The 17,926-nt window shown below is 25.0% G+C and carries 28 protein-coding genes and 1 pseudogene; 21 read left to right on the forward strand and 8 right to left on the reverse strand.

What is annotated here, in order from left to right; all coding sequences use genetic code 4:
• Window positions 1-144: 144 nt before the first annotated feature.
• From AACK86_RS06005 to AACK86_RS08060, 13 genes are all read left to right on the forward strand, one after another.
• Window positions 145-444 (forward strand): hypothetical protein, encoded by a 300-nt coding sequence (locus tag AACK86_RS06005; protein WP_338966992.1) that lies wholly within the window; start codon window positions 145-147, stop codon window positions 442-444.
• Between the two features lie 132 nt (window positions 445-576).
• Window positions 577-1,419, forward strand: a complete 843-nt coding sequence (locus AACK86_RS06010; protein WP_338981732.1) for a rolling circle replication-associated protein — start codon at window positions 577-579, stop codon at window positions 1,417-1,419.
• A gap of 73 nt (window positions 1,420-1,492) precedes the next feature.
• The gene (locus AACK86_RS06015; protein ID WP_215826178.1) at window positions 1,493-1,705 is read left to right on the forward strand and encodes a hypothetical protein; all 213 of its coding nucleotides are present in this window, start codon (window positions 1,493-1,495) and stop codon (window positions 1,703-1,705) included.
• A gap of 164 nt (window positions 1,706-1,869) precedes the next feature.
• Window positions 1,870-2,100 (forward strand): hypothetical protein, encoded by a 231-nt coding sequence (locus AACK86_RS06020; RefSeq protein WP_338981733.1) that lies wholly within the window; start codon window positions 1,870-1,872, stop codon window positions 2,098-2,100.
• Window positions 2,101-2,115: 15 nt separating this feature from the next.
• Window positions 2,116-2,358: a hypothetical protein gene (locus AACK86_RS06025; RefSeq protein WP_338968818.1), complete on the forward strand. Its 243-nt coding sequence runs from the start codon at window positions 2,116-2,118 to the stop codon at window positions 2,356-2,358.
• A gap of 31 nt (window positions 2,359-2,389) precedes the next feature.
• Window positions 2,390-3,376 (forward strand): hypothetical protein, encoded by a 987-nt coding sequence (locus AACK86_RS06030; RefSeq protein WP_338981734.1) that lies wholly within the window; start codon window positions 2,390-2,392, stop codon window positions 3,374-3,376.
• A 17-nt stretch (window positions 3,377-3,393) separates the two neighbouring features.
• On the forward strand, window positions 3,394-3,720 hold the full coding sequence (locus tag AACK86_RS06035) for a hypothetical protein (RefSeq protein WP_338981735.1): 327 nt from the start codon (window positions 3,394-3,396) through the stop codon (window positions 3,718-3,720).
• A gap of 9 nt (window positions 3,721-3,729) precedes the next feature.
• Window positions 3,730-3,975, forward strand: coding sequence for a hypothetical protein (locus AACK86_RS06040; RefSeq protein ID WP_338968823.1), 246 nt, complete (start codon window positions 3,730-3,732; stop codon window positions 3,973-3,975).
• Between the two features lie 383 nt (window positions 3,976-4,358).
• Entirely contained in the window at window positions 4,359-6,260 is a 1,902-nt protein-coding gene (locus AACK86_RS06045) for a hypothetical protein (RefSeq protein ID WP_338981736.1), read from the forward strand.
• Window positions 6,261-6,313: 53 nt separating this feature from the next.
• Entirely contained in the window at window positions 6,314-6,775 is a 462-nt protein-coding gene (locus AACK86_RS06050; RefSeq protein WP_338981737.1) for a hypothetical protein, read from the forward strand.
• A gap of 69 nt (window positions 6,776-6,844) precedes the next feature.
• Entirely contained in the window at window positions 6,845-7,927 is a 1,083-nt protein-coding gene (locus AACK86_RS06055) for a DDE-type integrase/transposase/recombinase (RefSeq protein ID WP_338981738.1), read from the forward strand.
• Between the two features lie 346 nt (window positions 7,928-8,273).
• Window positions 8,274-8,645, forward strand: coding sequence for a transposase family protein (locus tag AACK86_RS06060; protein ID WP_338981874.1), 372 nt, complete (start codon window positions 8,274-8,276; stop codon window positions 8,643-8,645).
• Window positions 8,630-8,773, forward strand: coding sequence for a hypothetical protein (locus AACK86_RS08060; protein ID WP_422398351.1), 144 nt, complete (start codon window positions 8,630-8,632; stop codon window positions 8,771-8,773). Before AACK86_RS06060 ends, AACK86_RS08060 begins: the two co-directional genes overlap by 16 nt.
• Window positions 8,774-8,886: 113 nt before the next feature.
• Here AACK86_RS08060 and AACK86_RS08065 read toward each other — a convergent pair whose 3' ends face one another.
• From AACK86_RS08065 to AACK86_RS06075, 5 genes are all read right to left on the reverse strand, one after another.
• On the reverse strand, window positions 8,887-9,279 hold the full coding sequence (locus AACK86_RS08065; RefSeq protein WP_422398306.1) for a transposase family protein: 393 nt from the start codon (window positions 9,277-9,279) through the stop codon (window positions 8,887-8,889).
• Window positions 9,264-9,716, reverse strand: a complete 453-nt coding sequence (locus AACK86_RS08070; RefSeq protein ID WP_338982632.1) for a transposase family protein — start codon at window positions 9,714-9,716, stop codon at window positions 9,264-9,266. Before AACK86_RS08070 ends, AACK86_RS08065 begins: the two co-directional genes overlap by 16 nt.
• An 83-nt stretch (window positions 9,717-9,799) precedes the next feature.
• The gene (locus AACK86_RS06070) at window positions 9,800-10,003 is read right to left on the reverse strand and encodes a hypothetical protein (RefSeq protein ID WP_338981875.1); all 204 of its coding nucleotides are present in this window, start codon (window positions 10,001-10,003) and stop codon (window positions 9,800-9,802) included.
• A 324-nt stretch (window positions 10,004-10,327) separates the two neighbouring features.
• Window positions 10,328-10,411 carry a lipoprotein gene (locus AACK86_RS08075; protein ID WP_422398387.1) on the reverse strand — a complete coding sequence of 28 codons (84 nt, stop codon included), beginning with the start codon at window positions 10,409-10,411 and terminating at the stop codon, window positions 10,328-10,330.
• Between the two features lie 68 nt (window positions 10,412-10,479).
• The gene (locus AACK86_RS06075) at window positions 10,480-11,046 is read right to left on the reverse strand and encodes a hypothetical protein (RefSeq protein WP_338981876.1); all 567 of its coding nucleotides are present in this window, start codon (window positions 11,044-11,046) and stop codon (window positions 10,480-10,482) included.
• A 152-nt stretch (window positions 11,047-11,198) separates the two neighbouring features.
• Between AACK86_RS06075 and AACK86_RS08080 the strand changes: the two genes are divergently transcribed.
• From AACK86_RS08080 to AACK86_RS06100, 6 genes and pseudogenes are all read left to right on the forward strand, one after another.
• Window positions 11,199-11,651: a transposase family protein gene (locus AACK86_RS08080; protein ID WP_338982632.1), complete on the forward strand. Its 453-nt coding sequence runs from the start codon at window positions 11,199-11,201 to the stop codon at window positions 11,649-11,651.
• Window positions 11,636-12,028, forward strand: a complete 393-nt coding sequence (locus tag AACK86_RS08085; RefSeq protein ID WP_422398306.1) for a transposase family protein — start codon at window positions 11,636-11,638, stop codon at window positions 12,026-12,028. Before AACK86_RS08080 ends, AACK86_RS08085 begins: the two co-directional genes overlap by 16 nt.
• A 654-nt stretch (window positions 12,029-12,682) precedes the next feature.
• Complete coding sequence (locus tag AACK86_RS06085; protein WP_338981877.1) at window positions 12,683-12,982, forward strand: hypothetical protein; 300 nt, start codon at window positions 12,683-12,685, stop codon at window positions 12,980-12,982.
• A gap of 132 nt (window positions 12,983-13,114) precedes the next feature.
• Window positions 13,115-13,816 carry a rolling circle replication-associated protein gene (locus AACK86_RS06090; RefSeq protein ID WP_338981878.1) on the forward strand — a complete coding sequence of 234 codons (702 nt, stop codon included), beginning with the start codon at window positions 13,115-13,117 and terminating at the stop codon, window positions 13,814-13,816.
• A gap of 19 nt (window positions 13,817-13,835) precedes the next feature.
• A pseudogene (locus tag AACK86_RS06095) lies at window positions 13,836-14,665 on the forward strand (IS5 family transposase).
• Window positions 14,666-14,866: 201 nt separating this feature from the next.
• Complete coding sequence (locus tag AACK86_RS06100) at window positions 14,867-15,265, forward strand: hypothetical protein (protein ID WP_338981879.1); 399 nt, start codon at window positions 14,867-14,869, stop codon at window positions 15,263-15,265.
• A gap of 177 nt (window positions 15,266-15,442) precedes the next feature.
• Here the strand turns inward: AACK86_RS06100 and AACK86_RS08090 are convergent, their stop codons facing one another.
• A complete protein-coding gene (locus AACK86_RS08090; RefSeq protein ID WP_422398306.1) occupies window positions 15,443-15,835 on the reverse strand; it encodes a transposase family protein in 393 nt (130 codons plus the stop codon).
• Between the two features lie 245 nt (window positions 15,836-16,080).
• Complete coding sequence (locus AACK86_RS08095) at window positions 16,081-16,272, reverse strand: hypothetical protein (RefSeq protein WP_422398205.1); 192 nt, start codon at window positions 16,270-16,272, stop codon at window positions 16,081-16,083.
• A 147-nt stretch (window positions 16,273-16,419) separates the two neighbouring features.
• On the opposite strand from AACK86_RS08095, the gene AACK86_RS06110 reads away from it, so the two are divergent.
• Window positions 16,420-16,554, forward strand: a complete 135-nt coding sequence (locus tag AACK86_RS06110; RefSeq protein ID WP_338981880.1) for a hypothetical protein — start codon at window positions 16,420-16,422, stop codon at window positions 16,552-16,554.
• 32 nt (window positions 16,555-16,586) lie between these two features.
• On the opposite strand, the gene AACK86_RS06115 is transcribed toward AACK86_RS06110, so the two are convergent.
• The gene (locus AACK86_RS06115) at window positions 16,587-17,231 is read right to left on the reverse strand and encodes a hypothetical protein (protein WP_338981882.1); all 645 of its coding nucleotides are present in this window, start codon (window positions 17,229-17,231) and stop codon (window positions 16,587-16,589) included.
• A 200-nt stretch (window positions 17,232-17,431) separates the two neighbouring features.
• Between AACK86_RS06115 and AACK86_RS06120 the strand changes: the two genes are divergently transcribed.
• On the forward strand, window positions 17,432-17,827 hold the full coding sequence (locus AACK86_RS06120) for an NfeD family protein (protein ID WP_338981883.1): 396 nt from the start codon (window positions 17,432-17,434) through the stop codon (window positions 17,825-17,827).
• Window positions 17,828-17,926: the final 99 nt, after the last annotated feature.

Consider the following 17,926-nt stretch of genomic DNA (forward strand, 5'->3'; position numbering starts at 1 on the left):
AAGGAACGATAGATTATAAAATATGTCGCTGGTGTTTACATCTATTTAGTGATAAACGATATTTGCATGTTGCTTGTGAGAAAAAATTTATTAATCATATTAAAAAAATTTTAAAAAATAAAAGTAAAAGGAATTTAAAAAATAATGTTTAAAGTTAAATTAGTTAGTATAAAAAGAAAAATATTTAAAAATAAAGATGGCTCTATGATGTCAGGTTATTCTGCCGAATTTTTGCGTTATGAAAATGACTTATTTGAGCCTACCGGCGAACAAAAGGCTTTATGAATTGATGATAACAATCTAGAACAACAAGAAATTTATAAACTGTTAAAAGAAAATGTTAAATCATTTTTTAGTTGCGAATTAACTTTTGAAAAAACCCCCAAAATAGTTAACTTGCAAAAAATTGAATTATCAAAAAATCAAAAAAACTTGTCCAGTTAATTGATAATCACTTCGGTCTGCGAAGCGGTGCGGAAGGCGTATGCCCCGCCCGCTAGCGGGTTAGTCGGCGAAGCCGACTATTACTTGATTAAATAACACAACTGGCGAAAAACTAAAATGGGAGCATAAAATATGAATTTACAACCTCAAAATCCGACTGATTTTTATATGAAAACCATTTATTACGGTCAATATATTCGTAATGTTGTTATACCCTTAGAACGCATCAAAGCAAATACTCGTAATGCTAGCGGTTTAAAAAATAAGGGTAATTGTGATACAAAACTGCTTAATAGCAATATTCGTGCAAAATCTAATGTTATTCGGAAGGCATATCATAATTTTTGAGACTGCAAAAAACTTACATTCTTAACTCTTACTTATGCTGATGTTAATGAATTTGATATTAAAAAATGTAAGCGTGATTTAAATAAGTTTTTTAAAAAATTAAAATATTGATTTAAAGTTAAAAATAAAAATATTAAATACTTGTATACCTATGAATATCAAAAACGAGGTGTTATTCATTTTCATATTTTAATCACCGAAAAAATACCTTATAAAGTTATTTTACAATTTTGACCTTATGGAATTAATAAAAATATTAGAGTTCGTGAAAACACTAATGAAATGGTCGTAAAATATTGCTCTAAATATATAACTAAAAATGTCCTGAACGAAAAGTCATTAAACCAGTATGACTTAAATATCAAGGCTTATCAATTCTCATATAACTGTCAAAATCCTATTACTAGAAAACAAGTATTTACCGATACTTTGAATAATATTGTTAATCGAACTGTAAATTCTGAATTTGTAAAATACTTAAAATCAACAGTTAATAACTTTAAAACCAAAATGTGCGGAGCAATCTATGAATTTAAAAATATTAATTATATAGACTTTGAAAGTGCAAATTATGCTTCATTAGAAAGTTTAAGATTTAGAAATCAACTAAGAAAAATGAAACATTAGGAGTTAAAAAATAAAAGAAAAATTGCAATTTAAAATAAGAATTAAAAATTAGAAAATTAAGGAGAAAAGAAAAATGAGTATATTTGGGCTAGTGTTCTTTACGATTTTAACATTATTACTAGCATACTATATTGCGGTTAATATTTATCGGTTTTTTAAAGATAAAAAGAAATATGGTAGCGAAGCAAAACAGTTGCCAAAAGATTTTACTTATGCACAACGAATATTTATTGCAAAATTTAAGCGAAATTTATTAGAACAAGATGAAAAAGAAATTAAAAAGTAGGTTTAGAAAATGTTTAAAAAAATAATTATTGAGTTAATTGAATTAATTTATCCATCTGCCGATTTACCACCCCAAGTTGTATTTTTGTTTTCAATTTTAATAATTGTAATGCTGTTCTCGGCCATTATTTTTCTACTCTTTTGACCTTTTAAGGGGTAATTATTATGTTTTTAGTTGCTTGAAAAGATTTAGATTGAGAAATGACAAAATTGTATTTTTGAGATTTATTTATTCAAATTAAAATTATTCCAGCGTGAGTTTCTGGTAAAGAAATTGATTTAACTAAAGAACTACTTTGACTTTTAATAGCGAATATTGCCTTTTGAATGGTATTAGTATTCATTATCTTATTTATGGTTATTTTATTTTATAAGGTTAAATCATATTTTGTTTAGAAAGGGGGTGATTATATGATTAGAACTTTCTTAACAGAAGTGGTTACGCCAGTAGCTGTTACTGGTGAACAAGCGGTTACTAACTTATGAAAAGCATTAATTAAAGCGTTCGGTAATATTTGAACTGACATTATTGGTGGTAATATGCCAAATGTCGTTAATTTCTTTGCTACATATTGAGTTTTCTTGCTTGGGGTGATTATTGGTTTATTTTTAATCGCTTTCAAAATGTTTGAAAAATTAATGCCCGGCAGATAATAATAAAAATAAAGAAAGTGTGATTTAAGTGATGCTATTGTTTAAAAAAATAAATTTAAGATTATATGATTTTGTTGCTTTAAATCGCACTTTATTTATTATTACGTGATTCTATGGTGCGATTTTGCATTATTATAATCCTCAGAGTTGACGAATGCTATTTGATATTATTTATTTATTAATTGCTTTGTATATTTTATATACTAAAATTTCTCATTTCTTTGCTCGTCGTAGTTTTATTAATTTCTTATTAAATTCACCCTTAAATTTAGTCATTGGTGCTTTAGGGACGGGAAAAACCGCTTTAATGGTTTTAGCTTCTTACTTATTAAGTGGTTGAAAAACGATTTCTACTTTTCCGATTGCGGATAAACAAATGCTTTCATTAGGGCATATGTCTTTATTAGATTATAATTATCCAATTTTAGATGAAAAACATTTACTGTTATGAGATGAAACTAACTTATTTTTAGAAGGAACTGATTATAAAGAAAATGATAGAGTAACCCAAGGTTTACAAGAATATTTCGCTTCGGCTCGACAATTTACCCATATCGTATTAGCAAGCGGACAACGAGCCGAACATATATGAGTTAAAGTTCGTGATATTGCGAATTCAATAATTGTTGGCATTAGAAAAAAACCCGTTAGTATCTTTCGACCCTATTTACAAGTTATTTATGGCACTTTTAAATCGGTAAGCGAATACGAGCAATGACGATTAACGCTAATTAATGCTAAAAATGATAAAAAAGGTCGCAAAATTAAGTATCGCAGCATTCCGGAATTAGATATTTATTTCTTTAAATTGAAAATCCCAATGTCAATCTTAAATCTTTACGATAATAAATATTTATCATTCTTGCGTGAATTAAGTAATCGTGCTTTGAATGATAATTATCAACATAAATTTTGAAATGATAATGTAATGGATATTGAAGCATTAGAATATTTAAAAATGGAAAAATTTAGCAAGATACTTACTAAGTTAAAAAATAATTTGAATAAAAAAAAATAAGTAAAGGAGTTTAAAAAATGGAAAACTTAGAAAAAATGGCTAGTTTGATTGGCGATATGTTTTATAAAGTTTTTGATTTAATTTGAACTTTAACCATTCCCGGAACAGATATTCGTATTATTATTTTTCCTCTAATTATGCTTGTGATAAATCTTGTAATTGGTGGCATTTTAGGGATTCATATTGAACGACCAAAAGTTGGTTTTCGTAAAAAATATCGAAAATCAGTTGCTAATTGAGGAACTAAGAAACAATCATCTAGTGGTCCAATTAAGAAATTTAGTGGTAATAGCTCTAAAAACAGACCGTGAATTAACCAACACGGACGGCGAATAAAAAGGTAGGTTTTTAAAATGTTTAAATTAATAATTTTATTTATTCTTGTTGCTGTTTTTTCTATTTTTGCTTTAAATGACTTTTTGGGTTTATGAGCATATGTGCGTGAGGGTTTAGAATATTTTAATAAAGTTCTATCAAGTAATATTAAAATTTTAGATTTATTTAAACCAATGATAAGGTTATTTTCTCAACATCCGATTTTCCAAATTTTAGGAACGATTTGTATTTTATCAACAATATATTTAATTTTAAGGAGTTAAAAATGAAAAAATTAAAGAAAATATTAGGTATTAAATGATTTAAAAGCGTTTTAGGTTTTATACATTTTTTTATTATACTTCATACTGTTCTGTTATGGTTATAATTTGAATATTTTTAACGGTCCTTCAAATTAAAGGGGATAAATTTTTTAAAGATTTTATACCATTAAATTTTCAAAGTGTATTTTTTAATGTTTATATTTGATTATTAATTATTTATTTCTTAATAACTGGTATTAAGTTAATTATTAGGGGTTACTACTTTAATAAAATTTTTAGAAAGCATCAAATGCAAGTTGTTAATTGTGAATGTCCACAACATAATCAATATAAATTTTCTGATGCTTTTAAAGCGATAAAAAAGAGTTTTAAGGCGTGATGAGATGGATAAGATTATTTCTTGATTTATTATAATGTTTATTAGTTTGGTACCGTTAGGCGCTTTCTTTGATACAAAACAACCACCAAAACCTAATATGGAACAATCTTTTATGAAACGAGAAAAACGAGCCACAAATTCTAGTCAATGTGGTGAAAGTTGTGAATTAGAGTTTTCCAAGATTGGTAAAAGTGCTTGAGTAATTAGTGGTTATGGCCAGGGTTCATATCATTTAGAAATTAATGCTACTGATTTAAAACTTTCTAGTGATTTTGATATTCAAATAGGTAATGGCGATTTTGTTCAAAGACCAGCCCTTCAATTATTTGTTGACAAAGATACTGCTGGTTATAATCAAATTAATAACTTTTATCGTTCTAATGGTTCTTATAAGTCCAAGCCTTTTAAAGAATTTTATTTTATTGATAATTTAATTAATTTTAAAGTATTTCTTAATAAGAAAGTTCCACAAGGTCTTAACACGAAAATGTTTCATATAACTTCATTCTCGGCGGAAATGCCTCCTTTACCAGAAAAAGATAACGAACAACCATTACCTACGGAAATAACTAAAAATGATGGCGAATATCAATATACTCAGTTTCAAGATAAGCTAGATTATTTAATGATACAACGCCGAGATTTTGATAAATTTAATTATAGTTATTTATATTGAGTCCCAATTTTTAATTTCTTTGACGATAATTTTAAATATATGAGTGAAATTTCAATTAAATTAAATGGTTTTAAACAAAATAGTAAATTTAATTTAAGTCGCAAAAATTCATACCCGGCCGGTTTTATTGAAAAAGTTATTTTTAGAGAACTTTCCTTTTCTAGTTTTGGTGATGTTATTACTATAAAAACTGAGCATGGTAGCATTGTGGGCAATAATGAGTTTTTAGAAAATGGTAAATCGCTTTGAAAATCTGGCTCGCGAACAAGTTTTGGAATAGATTTTATCAATACCTTTTTTGGACAAATTAATTATTATGGTAATACTTTCCATTTTTTACGCTATGATGACAAATTAAAGACTGATTTTAAAGATTTTATGCTTCATTATCAAAAAGATTTAACCATTGATTTTATTAATGGGTTATTTAATAAACTTTATAAAGTTTTAGGTGATTTTTTTGTACAATTCTTTTATGCGAGTTTTGATATGGATGCCTTTACTTATGTAGAATTAGATTACAAAGGAATGCAACAAATTCCTAAAAATGTTTTACAAATGGGTTTTTTCTATCGCTCCTTAATTACCTTTTATCCCAAACAGTATTTAATTAACTTTGGTTCAACAATCGAAAATAGTAAGAATATGATTTTTCGTTCTTATTTCTTTGTTAAAGATAAACAAATTATCAATGGTTTTAATACTGGTAAAAGTTCTTATCAAATAGATTTTAATGTTTTAAAATCGTATGATAACCAATTATGAAATGCTGCTAGTAATAAACTGCATTTTTATAACGCTAAAGTTGATGTGATGTATGGGATTAATATTTTTACACTGACTTTTCCGCTATATAAAAAGAAAAATGAAAGTACTGAATATCATTATTCTTTATACGATTTTAACATTTTGAATTCAACGGCTTTTATTGGCGGTGGAATAAATGGTAATATGGACGACTTAATTCCAACACCCACCTGTTCTTATTGAGGTTTATTTAGTGCAATATCGTGTGGTATTCAGCACGCCTCTGTTAGTGTGTTGAATTGATTACTTGGTCTTTCAGGGATTAATCTTTTAATTCGCCCCCTTGCCGATATTGCTAAAACAACGATTAATTTTACCAAAACTGCCTTTCCGGTATTTGAAGTTATTCCGGCGTTTCAGATGTTATTTGAATTTGTAGTTCCATTAGCAATCTTATTAATGATATTAAAAAAGTTCTCTTAAATATTACCAATATTTTTTATAATATAATTCCTTTGAAAGGAGGATTTTTCTTTATGCGAAAATTTTTATCAGCTTTAAATTTAGTGTGTGTAATGTTTATTTTTGGATGTAGTAAAAATAACAATGATTTAAAAATATATAAATTACAATTTTCTAAAATTGGTAAAAGTGCTTTAGTAATTAGTGGTTATGGCCAGGGTTCATATCATTTAGAAATTAATGCTACTGATTTAAAACTTTCTAGTGATTTTGATATTCAAATAGGTAATGGCGATTTTGTTCAAAGACCAGCCCTTCAATTATTTGTTGACAAAGATAGTGCTGGTTATAATCAAATTAATAACTTTTATCGTTCTAATGGTTCTTATAAGTCCAGGCCTTTTAAAGAATTTTATTTTATTGATAATTTAATTAATTTTAAAGTATTTCTTAATAAGAAAGTTCCACAAGGCCTTAACACGAAAATGTTTCATATCACTTCATTCTCGGCGGAAATACTTAATAAAAAAAATTAGTAATTTAATAAATATTTTTGAAAATCGTATTTTTTGTAATGCGATTTTCTTAATTTAAGGAGTTTAAAAATGAAATATATTATTTCCCAAGCTGATTTAGCAGATTTAAAAGCAAAAATCCAAAGTTGATTAAGTGCTAATTGCCATAATCGTTATTACTATAAAACTAAAAAACGCATTACTGCCTATTTAAATTTATGTACTTATTTTTATGTTGAAGAAACTACCTTAACAAAACTTATTAAAAAATATTTTAAGAATGCAACGAAAACCTTTTATCGTTGGGCACAAAAAATTATGACCGCTTATTATTCTGATAATTTAGATTTGTTATTGTTTAAAACCACAAAACCACAAAATCTTAATTATCAATATAGTTTAAATTCTCGTGAAAAGGTATGTGATTTATATTTTGATTACAAAAATATCAAAGCCGGTGGAATATGGTCTTTGTTTAACAATTTAAAAATTGGTTTCCATGATGTTAAAAATTCAGAAGTTCCAAAAAATATCAAAACCTTTTATCGTTGAATTAAATCCGACCCTCGTTGAAAAGAATTAAAACAACAAATCAAACAAACAAAACGCCAGTTTAAGCGTTATGAAGTTTCTGAGATTGGTCTTTTACAAATGGATGCCAAAATTATTACCCCATCAAATTTTCCGGTTGATAAAAAATATTATATTTATGATTTCATTGACGAAATGACACGCATAGTATTTGGGTATGTTTATGATAGTTTAGGAACTAATAATGCAGTTAATGCCGTACAAAGAGCAATGAAAGATTTTGGTGAACTTGGTATACCCATTAAACGCCTTCGCACTGATAATGCTCCGGAATTTACCACTACTAATTGAAGTAATAAAAAATCATACAAAGTAAAAGAAAGGCCTTTTACAACCTTTCTTTCGAGGAACGGAATTGTCCATGAAACCACACCAATCCGTTCTCCGCAGAGTAACGGGAAGATTGAACGATTCCATCAACATTATACCAAATTATTTTATGATAATGATAAAAAATTAAATCAAAACGAACTTCAACATTATTTAAACAAATATTATTACTTTTATAACTTCGAACGCCGTCATTCGTCATTAAACACTAAAACTCCTTTTCAAAAATTACAAAAATTTTTAACAAAGTAATTTCTAGAAGTTTGAATAATTATTTTTTATATAATTCTCTTTATTAAATTTTAAAAGATTTATTTTTTGCTCTTACATAGGGAAACAAAAATTAACTTGAACTGCATACGGATTTCTAAATCAACAACTGTTGGTAGTAAAATACTATACTTAACTATTATTGAACCAGAGAATAATTATTTATATAAATATGATAATAGACTTCTTGCGATACCTTTTTTATTAAAATATTCTTATAAAACATAATTTATGAGGATATCAAAATATAAACAATAATAATTTTAATACTCTTAATGATAAAGAATGGTTAAGATTAACAGGAATAAAAAAATCCACTTTTAATAAAATGTTAGATATTTTACAAGTAGCTGAAATAGAAAAATTTAAAAAAGATGGTAAAACTAATAAATTATCACTAGAAAATAGATTATTGATGACTTTATCATATTGACGAGAATATCAGACTTATTTTCATCTTGGTAAAAATTTCGGAATTAGTGAAGCTAATTGTTATCGGAATATCAAGTGAATTGAAGATATTTTAATTAAAAACTCTGATTTTCAACAACTTGCTGGTAAAAAAGCACTAATAAATGATTATTTTAATGATAAAACTATTATTATTGATGCTACCGAAACTCCAATCCAACGCCCAAAAAAAGACAAAAACAATCTTATTCTGGTAAAAAGAAAAAACACACCATTAAAACACAAGTAATTATCGAACAAGAAACCAGAAAAATTATTGCAACAAGTTTTTCACTTGGGAAAAAACATGATTATGCTTTATTAGACTTCTTGCATAACCTATTAAAAAAATTACAAATACTTGTAAAAAGACAGTAATAGAAAAATATAATTTTAATTAATTATGTCTTTTATCTAAAAAATTAATATTTTGCCACAACAAAAAATGAATTTATTATTTAAATTCTTTAATTTTAAATAAATCTTTTATGTTAAATTAATAATTGCAAATTATAAATTGAGGCAATTAAATTAAATCTTAAACCAAATCTTTTTCTACGATTACGATATTTTTCTGTCATAATTTTAAATTTTTTAAGAATAGCAAAAATATTTTCAATAATAATTCTCATTTTTGAAACTAGTCTATTATGTTGTTTTTGTGCTTTATTTAAATGGTTTTTCTTTGTTTTCTTTGTAGGTATTAGAACATTATTGTGAATTTTTTGTATTCCTTGATAACCACTATCAACTATTAATTTGGTATTTTTTAAAATTGGGATTTTTGATTCTTTAAATAAAGCATAATCATGTTTTTTCCCAAGTGAAAAACTTGTTGCAATAATTTTTCTGGTTTCTTGTTCGATAATTACTTGTGTTTTAATGGTGTGTTTTTTCTTTTTACCAGAATAAGATTGTTTTTGTCTTTTTTTGGGCGTTGGATTGGAGTTTCGGTAGCATCAATAATAATAGTTTTATCATTAAAATAATCATTTATTAGTGCTTTTTTACCAGCAAGTTGTTGAAAATCAGAGTTTTTAATTAAAATATCTTCAATTCACTTGATATTCCGATAACAATTAGCTTCACTAATTCCGAAATTTTTACCAAGATGAAAATAAGTCTGATATTCTCGTCAATATGATAAAGTCATCAATAATCTATTTTCTAGTGATAATTTATTAGTTTTACCACCTTTTTTAAATTTTTCTATTTCAGCTACTTGTAAAATATCTAACATTTTATTAAAAGTGGATTTTTTTATTCCTGTTAATCTTAACCATTCTTTATCATTAAGAGTATTAAATTTATTATTGTTCATATTTTGATATCCTCATAAATTATATTTTATAAGAATATTTTAATAAAAAAGGTATCGCAAGAAGTCTAATATAAAAAAATATATTATGGTCTTACAATTAAACCAGTTTTAGCATTATCAGAATTTAAATTTCCAATATTAAAAACAGGATAAACTGAATTAAATGAAATTCAAACTCCAACATTTCTTGTCGCAATAGTTCCTGATAGTACTATTAAATCAATAATTTTTCTTAATACTTGTTTTTCTGATGCTTTAGTTCATAAAGCTCCCGTGGTAAGCCCCACCGTTGTAGCAGTTAAAGTTGGCCACTGGTAACCTAATTGTGAAAGATAATCTGTCCCTGCCGCACTAACAAGAATTCCTAAAATTATTGCAAATTTATTAATTTTATTTTCAGGAGAACTGGGGTCATTTTTTCATAAATTTAAAATAGTATTACATGAATTTGCACCAATCTTTAATATTCAATTTAAACCATAACTTGAATATCATTGAACATTAATATCATTTGATTGAAAAAGTAAATCATCATGACCTTCTATATCAATTACTATTTCATGATTATCTCTTTTACTTCTAATTAATTTTTCTAAATTAATTTCTTCTTTTTAATGAGGTGCTGTGGCAACGACTATCGGCATCGCCGTTCCAGTAATTGTTACTACACTTAATAAACTTAAAAGTTTCTTCATTTTTTATTTTTCCTTTCATTTAATTTTTAATTTTTAAAAAATTAAACTATTATTATGAGATTCATTAACTATTTTTGTGTATGAACCCCTCATCAATCATCACTATTATTTTCTACCCAATATGAATTTCTATTAGTACGAATTGTTACTCCTTTTGTTGTATCTTTTTCAAAAGTTTCTCTAATTTCTTTAAAATGATTAATCATAACATTTGTAATAATTGATATATCACTATTACTTATATAATCATCGTCTCCTACTGCCGAATGATTTTCTTTTTCAAATTGATTTATTGTTCTAAAAATTTTATTATGTAAAGCATCTTTATCATTTGGATGAGTATCTTTGAAAAAAACTATATCTTCTAATTCAATTTTATCAATTTGTAAAATTAAACGATTAGGGCATAAAAAACAATAATTATTTTCAACTTTATCAATAGTTCTTTTTTTCCCAGAAGTAAAAATTAAATCTTTTGACATAGTAATTTTACTTCTTTTCTTTCTTTTTAAAGTTTCTAAATTATTTGTTTGTGAATAATTAATTTCATTTTTTGCTGGGGCATTACCAACAAGTCCTGCCATACCACTTCCTGCTATTGTTATTGTTCCTAAAATTGATAGTAATTTTTTCATATTAATTAATTTCCTTTTCGTGAATTTTTAGTAATTAATAATAAAATTTATTCAAAAATCAACAACCTCTCTACCAAGAAACAATAGACTTCTTGCGATACCTTTTTTATTAAAATATTCTTATAAAATATAATTTATGAGGATATCAAAATATGAACAATAATAAATTTAATACTCTTAATGATAAAGAATGGTTAAGATTAACAGGAATAAAAAAATCCACTTTTAATAAAATGTTAGATATTTTACAAGTAGCTGAAATAGAAAAATTTAAAAAAGGTGGTAAAACTAATAAATTATCACTAGAAAATAGATTATTGATGACTTTATCATATTGACGAGAATATCAGACTTATTTTCATCTTGGTAAAAATTTCGGAATTAGTGAAGCTAATTGTTATCGCAATATCAAGTGAATTGAAGATATTTTAATTAAAAACTCTGATTTTCAACAACTTGCTGGTAAAAAAGCACTAATAAATGATTATTTTAATGATAAAACTATTATTATTGATGCTACCGAAACTCCAATCCAACGCCCAAAAAAAGACAAAAACAATCTTATTCTGGTAAAAAGAAAAAACACACCATTAAAACACAAGTAATTATCGAACAAGAAACCAGAAAAATTATTGCAACAAGTTTTTCACTTGGGAAAAAACATGATTATGCTTTATTTAAAGAATCAAAAATCCCAATTTTAAAAAATACCAAATTAATAGTTGATAGTGGTTATCAAGGAATACAAAAAATTCACAATAATGTTCTAATACCTACAAAGAAAACAAAGAAAAACCATTTAAATAAAGCACAAAAACAACATAATAGACTAGTTTCAAAAATGAGAATTATTATTGAAAATATTTTTGCTATTCTTAAAAAATTTAAAATTATGACAGAAAAATATCGTAATCGTAGAAAAAGATTTGGTTTAAGATTTAATTTAATTGCCTCAATTTATAATTTGCAATTATTAATTTAACATAAAAGATTTATTTAAAATTAAAGAATTTAAATAATAAATTCGTTTTTTGTTGTGGCAAAATATTAATTTTTTAGATAAAAGACATAATTAATTAAAATTATATTTTTCTATTACTGTCTTTTTACAAATATTTGTAATTTTTTTAATAGGTTATGCAAGAAGTCTAATATACAATCTTTTTACCTGGGAATTTAATTATAAACAATTTTTAAAAACTTCCTTATAATTTTGTCGTTATTTATAAAAATTTTAAATAAAAAAATAAATCCATCCCTTTTAAAAAAACTTCTTGTACTTGTCATAAGTATGTGGTATATTACACTTCTTGCATAACCTGTAGAAATCATATACATATGACAAGATTTTGTTTTCTACAAACTTTTAGGGGATGTTTTCTTTTGGCAGTAATATTTTGTATTGAATGCGACAACGAAAGTTATGTTGTTGGTAATAAAAATACAGTTGGAATCTGTAATTCTTGCGATGAAAAGTGTTTTTAAATTTTGAAAGGAACGATAGATTATAAAATATGTCGCTGGTGTTTACATCTATTTAGTGATAAACGATATTTGCATGTTGCTTGTGAGAAAAAATTTATTAATCATATTAAAAAAATTTTAAAAAATAAAAGTAAAAGGAATTTAAAAAATAATGTTTAAAGTTAAATTAGTTAGTATAAAAAGAAAAATATTTAAAAATAAAGATGGCTCTATGATGTCAGGTTATTCTGCCGAATTTTTGCGTTATGAAAATGACTTATTTGAGCCTACCGGCCAACAAAAGGCTTTATGAATTGATGATAACAATCTAGAACAACAAGAAATTTATAAACTGTTAAAAGAAAACGTTAAATCATTTTTTAGTTGCGAATTAACTTTTGAAAAAACCCCCAAAATAGTTAACTTGCAAAAAATTGAATTATCAAAAAATCAAAAAAACTTGTCCAGTTAATTGATAATCACTTCGGTCTGCGAAGCGGTGCGGAAGGCGTATGCCCCGCCCGCTAGCGGGTTAGTCGGCGAAGCCGACTATTACTTGATTAAATAACACAACTGGCGAAAATCTAAAACTGGAGCATAAAATATGAATTTAAAACCTCAAAATCCGACTGATTTTTATATGAAAACCATTTATTACGGTCAATATATTCGCAATATTGTTATGCCTTTAGAACGCATCAAAGCAAATACTCGTAATGCTAATGGATTTAAAAATAAGGGTAATTGTGATACAAAACTACTTAATAGCAATATTCCTGCAAAATCTAATGTTATTCGGAAGGCATATCATAATTTTTGAGACTGTAAAAAACTTACATTCTTAACGCTTACTTATGCTGATGTTAATGAATTTGATATTAGAAAATGTAAGCGTGATTTAAATAAATTTTTTAAAAAATTAAACTACTGATTTAAAGTTAAAAATAAAAATATTAAGTACTTGTATACCTACGAATATCAGAAACGAGGCGTTATTCATTTTCATATTTTAATTACCGAAAAAATACCTCATAAAATTATTTTACAATTTTGACCTTATGGAATTAATAAAAATATTAGAGTTCGTGAAAACACTAATGAAATGGTTGTAAAATATTGCTCTAAATATATAACTAAAAATGTCCTGAACGAAAAATCATTAAACCAGTATGACTTAAATATCAAGGCTTATCAATTCTCATATAACTGTCAAAATCCCATTACTAGAAAACAGGTATTTACCGACACTTTGAATAATAGACTTCTTGCGATACCTTTTTTATTAAAATATTCTTATAAAATATAATTTATGAGGATATCAAAATATGAACAATAATAAATTTAATACTCTTAATGATAAAGAATGGTTAAGATTAACAGGAATAAAAAAGTCCACTTTTAATAAAATGTTAGATATTTTACAAGTAGCTGAAATAGAAAAATTTAAAAAAGGTGGTAAAACTAATAAATTATCACTAGAAAATAGATTATTGATGACTTTATCATATTGACGAGAATATCAGACTTATTTTCATCTTGGTAAAAATTTCGGAATTAGTGAAGCTAATTGTTATCGCAATATCAAGTGAATTGAAGATATTTTAATTAAAAACTCTGATTTTCAACAACTTGCTGGTAAAAAAGCACTAATAAATGATTATTTTAATGATAAAACTATTATTATTGATGCTACCGAAACTCCAATCCAACGCCCAAAAAAAGACAAAAACAATCTTATTCTGGTAAAAAGAAAAAACACACCATTAAAACACAAGTAATTATCGAACAAGAAACCAGAAAAATTATTGCAACAAGTTTTTCACTTGGGAAAAAACATGATTATGCTTTATTTAAAGAATCAAAAATCCCAATTTTAAAAAATACCAAATTAATAGTTGATAGTGGTTATCAAGGAATACAAAAAATTCACAATAATGTTCTAATACCTACAAAGAAAACAAAGAAAAACCATTTAAATAAAGCACAAAAACAACATAATAGACTAGTTTCAAAAATGAGAATTATTATTGAAAATATTTTTGCTATTCTTAAAAAATTTAAAATTATGACAGAAAAATATCGTAATCGTAGAAAAAGATTTGGTTTAAGATTTAATTTAATTGCCTCAATTTATAATTTGCAATTATTAATTTAACATAAAAGATTTATTTAAAATTAAAGAATTTAAATAATAAATTCATTTTTTGTTGTGGCAAAATATTAATTTTTTAGATAAAAGACATAATTAATTAAAATTATATTTTTCTATTACTGTCTTTTTACAAATATTTGTAATTTTTTTAATAGGTTATGCAAGAAGTCTAATATAATTCCTTTGAAAGGGGGATTTTTCTTTATGCGAAAATTTTTATCAGCTTTAAATTTAGTTTGTGTAATTTTTATTTCGGGATGCAATAAAAATAGCAGTAATTTTAAAAAATATGATTTATCATTTTCTGAAGTTTTAAATAGTTCGCTTGTTTTAGATTTTGTTAATGGTTCTGTGTTTTCCGGGTCTCTTTCTTTGCCAAATTTAAATTTTCCTAGTGATGTTCATAGTAGTGTTTTTAACATAAATGATTTTGTTCTTTTTGAAACAATTTATTCTTTTTATAGAGATAATGGTGTTAAAAATGGTGAGATTTTAATGATTGAAAAACTACTTAAATTAGAAATTTCTCTTAATAAAATTGACTATGGCAGTTATGGATATGAAATTACTTCATTCTCAGCGGAAATGCCTAATAAAAATTAGTAATTTAATAGACTTCTTGCATAACCTATTAAAAAAATTACAAATATTTGTAAAAAGACAGTAATAGAAAAATATAATTTTAATTAATTATGTCTTTTATCTAAAAAATTAATATTTTGCCACAACAAAAAATGAATTTATTATTTAAATTCTTTAATTTTAAATAAATCTTTTATATTAAATTAATAATTGCAAATTATAAATTGAGGCAATTAAATTAAATCTTAAACCAAATCTTTTTCTACGATTACGATATTTTTCTGTCATAATTTTAAATTTTTTAAGAATAGCAAAAATATTTTCAATAATAATTCTCATTTTTGAAACTAGTCTATTATGTTGTTTTTGTGCTTTATTTAAATGGTTTTTCTTTGTTTTCTTTGTAGGTATTAGAACATTATTGTGAATTTTTTGTATTCCTTGATAACCACTATCAACTATTAATTTGGTATTTTTTAAAATTGGGATTTTTGATTCTTTAAATAAAGCATAATCATGTTTTTTCCCAAGTGAAAAACTTGTTGCAATAATTTTTCTGGTTTCTTGTTCGATAATTACTTGTGTTTTAATGGTGTGTTTTTTCTTTTTACCAGAATAAGATTGTTTTTGTCTTTTTTTGGGCGTTGGATTGGAGTTTCGGTAGCATCAATAATAATAGTTTTATCATTAAAATAATCATTTATTAGTGCTTTTTTACCAGCAAGTTGTTGAAAATCAGAGTTTTTAATTAAAATATCTTCAATTCACTTGATATTGCGATAACAATTAGCTTCACTAATTCCGAAATTTTTACCAAGATGAAAATAAGTCTGATATTATCGTCAATATGATAAAGTCATCAATAATCTATTTTCTAGTGATAATTTATTAGTTTTACCACCTTTTTTAAATTTTTCTATTTCAGCTACTTGTAAAATATCTAACATTTTATTAAAAGTGGATTTTTTTATTCCTGTTAATCTTAACCATTCTTTATCATTAAGAGTATTAAATTTATTATTGTTCATATTTTGATATCCTCATAAATTATATTTTATAAGAATATTTTAATAAAAAAGGTATCGCAAGAAGTCTATTTAGTATTTGGTAAAGAATCGTCTGGTATTCCAAAAACGATATTACAAGAGCATTTGCATCAATGTTTTCATTTACCAATGAGTATTAATACTCGCAGTCTTAATGTCGCTAATGTTGTTTGTACTGTAAGTTATGAGGTTTTACGGCAATTAGATTATTTGGATTTATCTTTAAATGAAATTCAGAAAGGTAAAGATTATTTACAAAATTAAAAAAACTGGTAATTGAATTACCAGTTTTTTGTTTAATTTAATGTATAAAAATCTTTAAAATCATTAATTATAAAGTCACGAGTTAGTCGTATTAAAGTACTACGGTTATATGCTGGTTTTTGTTTAAAATCGCTGTTGCTAGTTAACATATCATTAATACCATCAACAGCGTCACCTCATTTATTAATAAATCAGCGATATTCACCATTTTTAACAAAAAATATTGTGGGAATACCATTTCCAGGGAGATAATCTGGTTCAAATCCGTTCTTAATGTTTTCGTTGGTTGCTCATAAGTTTTTTTGTGATTTTTTTAATCATTCAAAAGTATTCTTAACTCACTTAGTTTCAAAAAAAGTTTTATTTCAAGTATTATCATTAGCACCTTTAAAGTCATAATCACTAACAAAAGCATAACGATTAATTTTTAAATTTTCATCTTTTAAATCCAAAATATCTTTGTCTCAATCTTTTTCTTGCATTCAAAGATCTCATTGTTTTGATAATGTTTGACATCCTGGACAATTTTCTGATCCAATATAACCAATAAATGTTTCTTTATTTTTAATTTTTAATATTATTTCATCATAATTGCTATTACACGCAGTAACAGATATTATAGGTAATATTGTTAAAATAAAACTGCTTTTAATACTCAATATTTTTTTAAATTGCATTTAATTCACCTCTATAAAAATAAAATCAAAACCATTATAACATAAAGTTATTATTTTCTTGTTATATATATGATAACTAAAATACAGGTATTTAATAGTTAGAATATTTATTAATAATAATTAGGTACCTTATATAATTATAGATTTTTAAAAATAATGATATAATTCAAATTATAGAAAAGCAAATGGAGGAAACTAATATGGAAATTATAAATAGTATCTTTATGGTGGGATGATTAATAATTGCAATTTCATTTTTAGTTTTTGAACTAGTATCATTAGACTTAACATCAATTTGATTTTCTATTCGTGCGATGGCAAGTTTATTTAGTGCTGCCTTTCAAATTCCATTTTATTGACAAATTTTTGTTTTTGCTGTTATTAGTGTTATTTGTTTGCTTAGTTTAAAACCATTAATTAGTAAAACAATGAAAAAAATTCAAATAACAAAAACTAATGTTGATTTATTAATTGGTCAAACAATAAAGGTTATTAAAACATTTGATGATGAAGGCCTTAATGGTGAAGCAAAAGCAGAAGGTAAATTATGAACAATAACTTCTAATGATAATGAACCTTTAAAAGTAGAACAATAGACTTCTTGCATAACCTATTAAAAAAATTACAAATATTTGTAAAAAGACAGTAATAGAAAAATATAATTTTAATTAATTAGACTTCTTGCGATACCTTTT

Origin of the sequence: Spiroplasma endosymbiont of Eupeodes luniger, from assembly GCF_964019525.1 — a bacterium.
In the GTDB taxonomy this organism is placed as follows: domain Bacteria; phylum Bacillota_I; class Bacilli_A; order Mycoplasmatales; family Nriv7; genus Nriv7.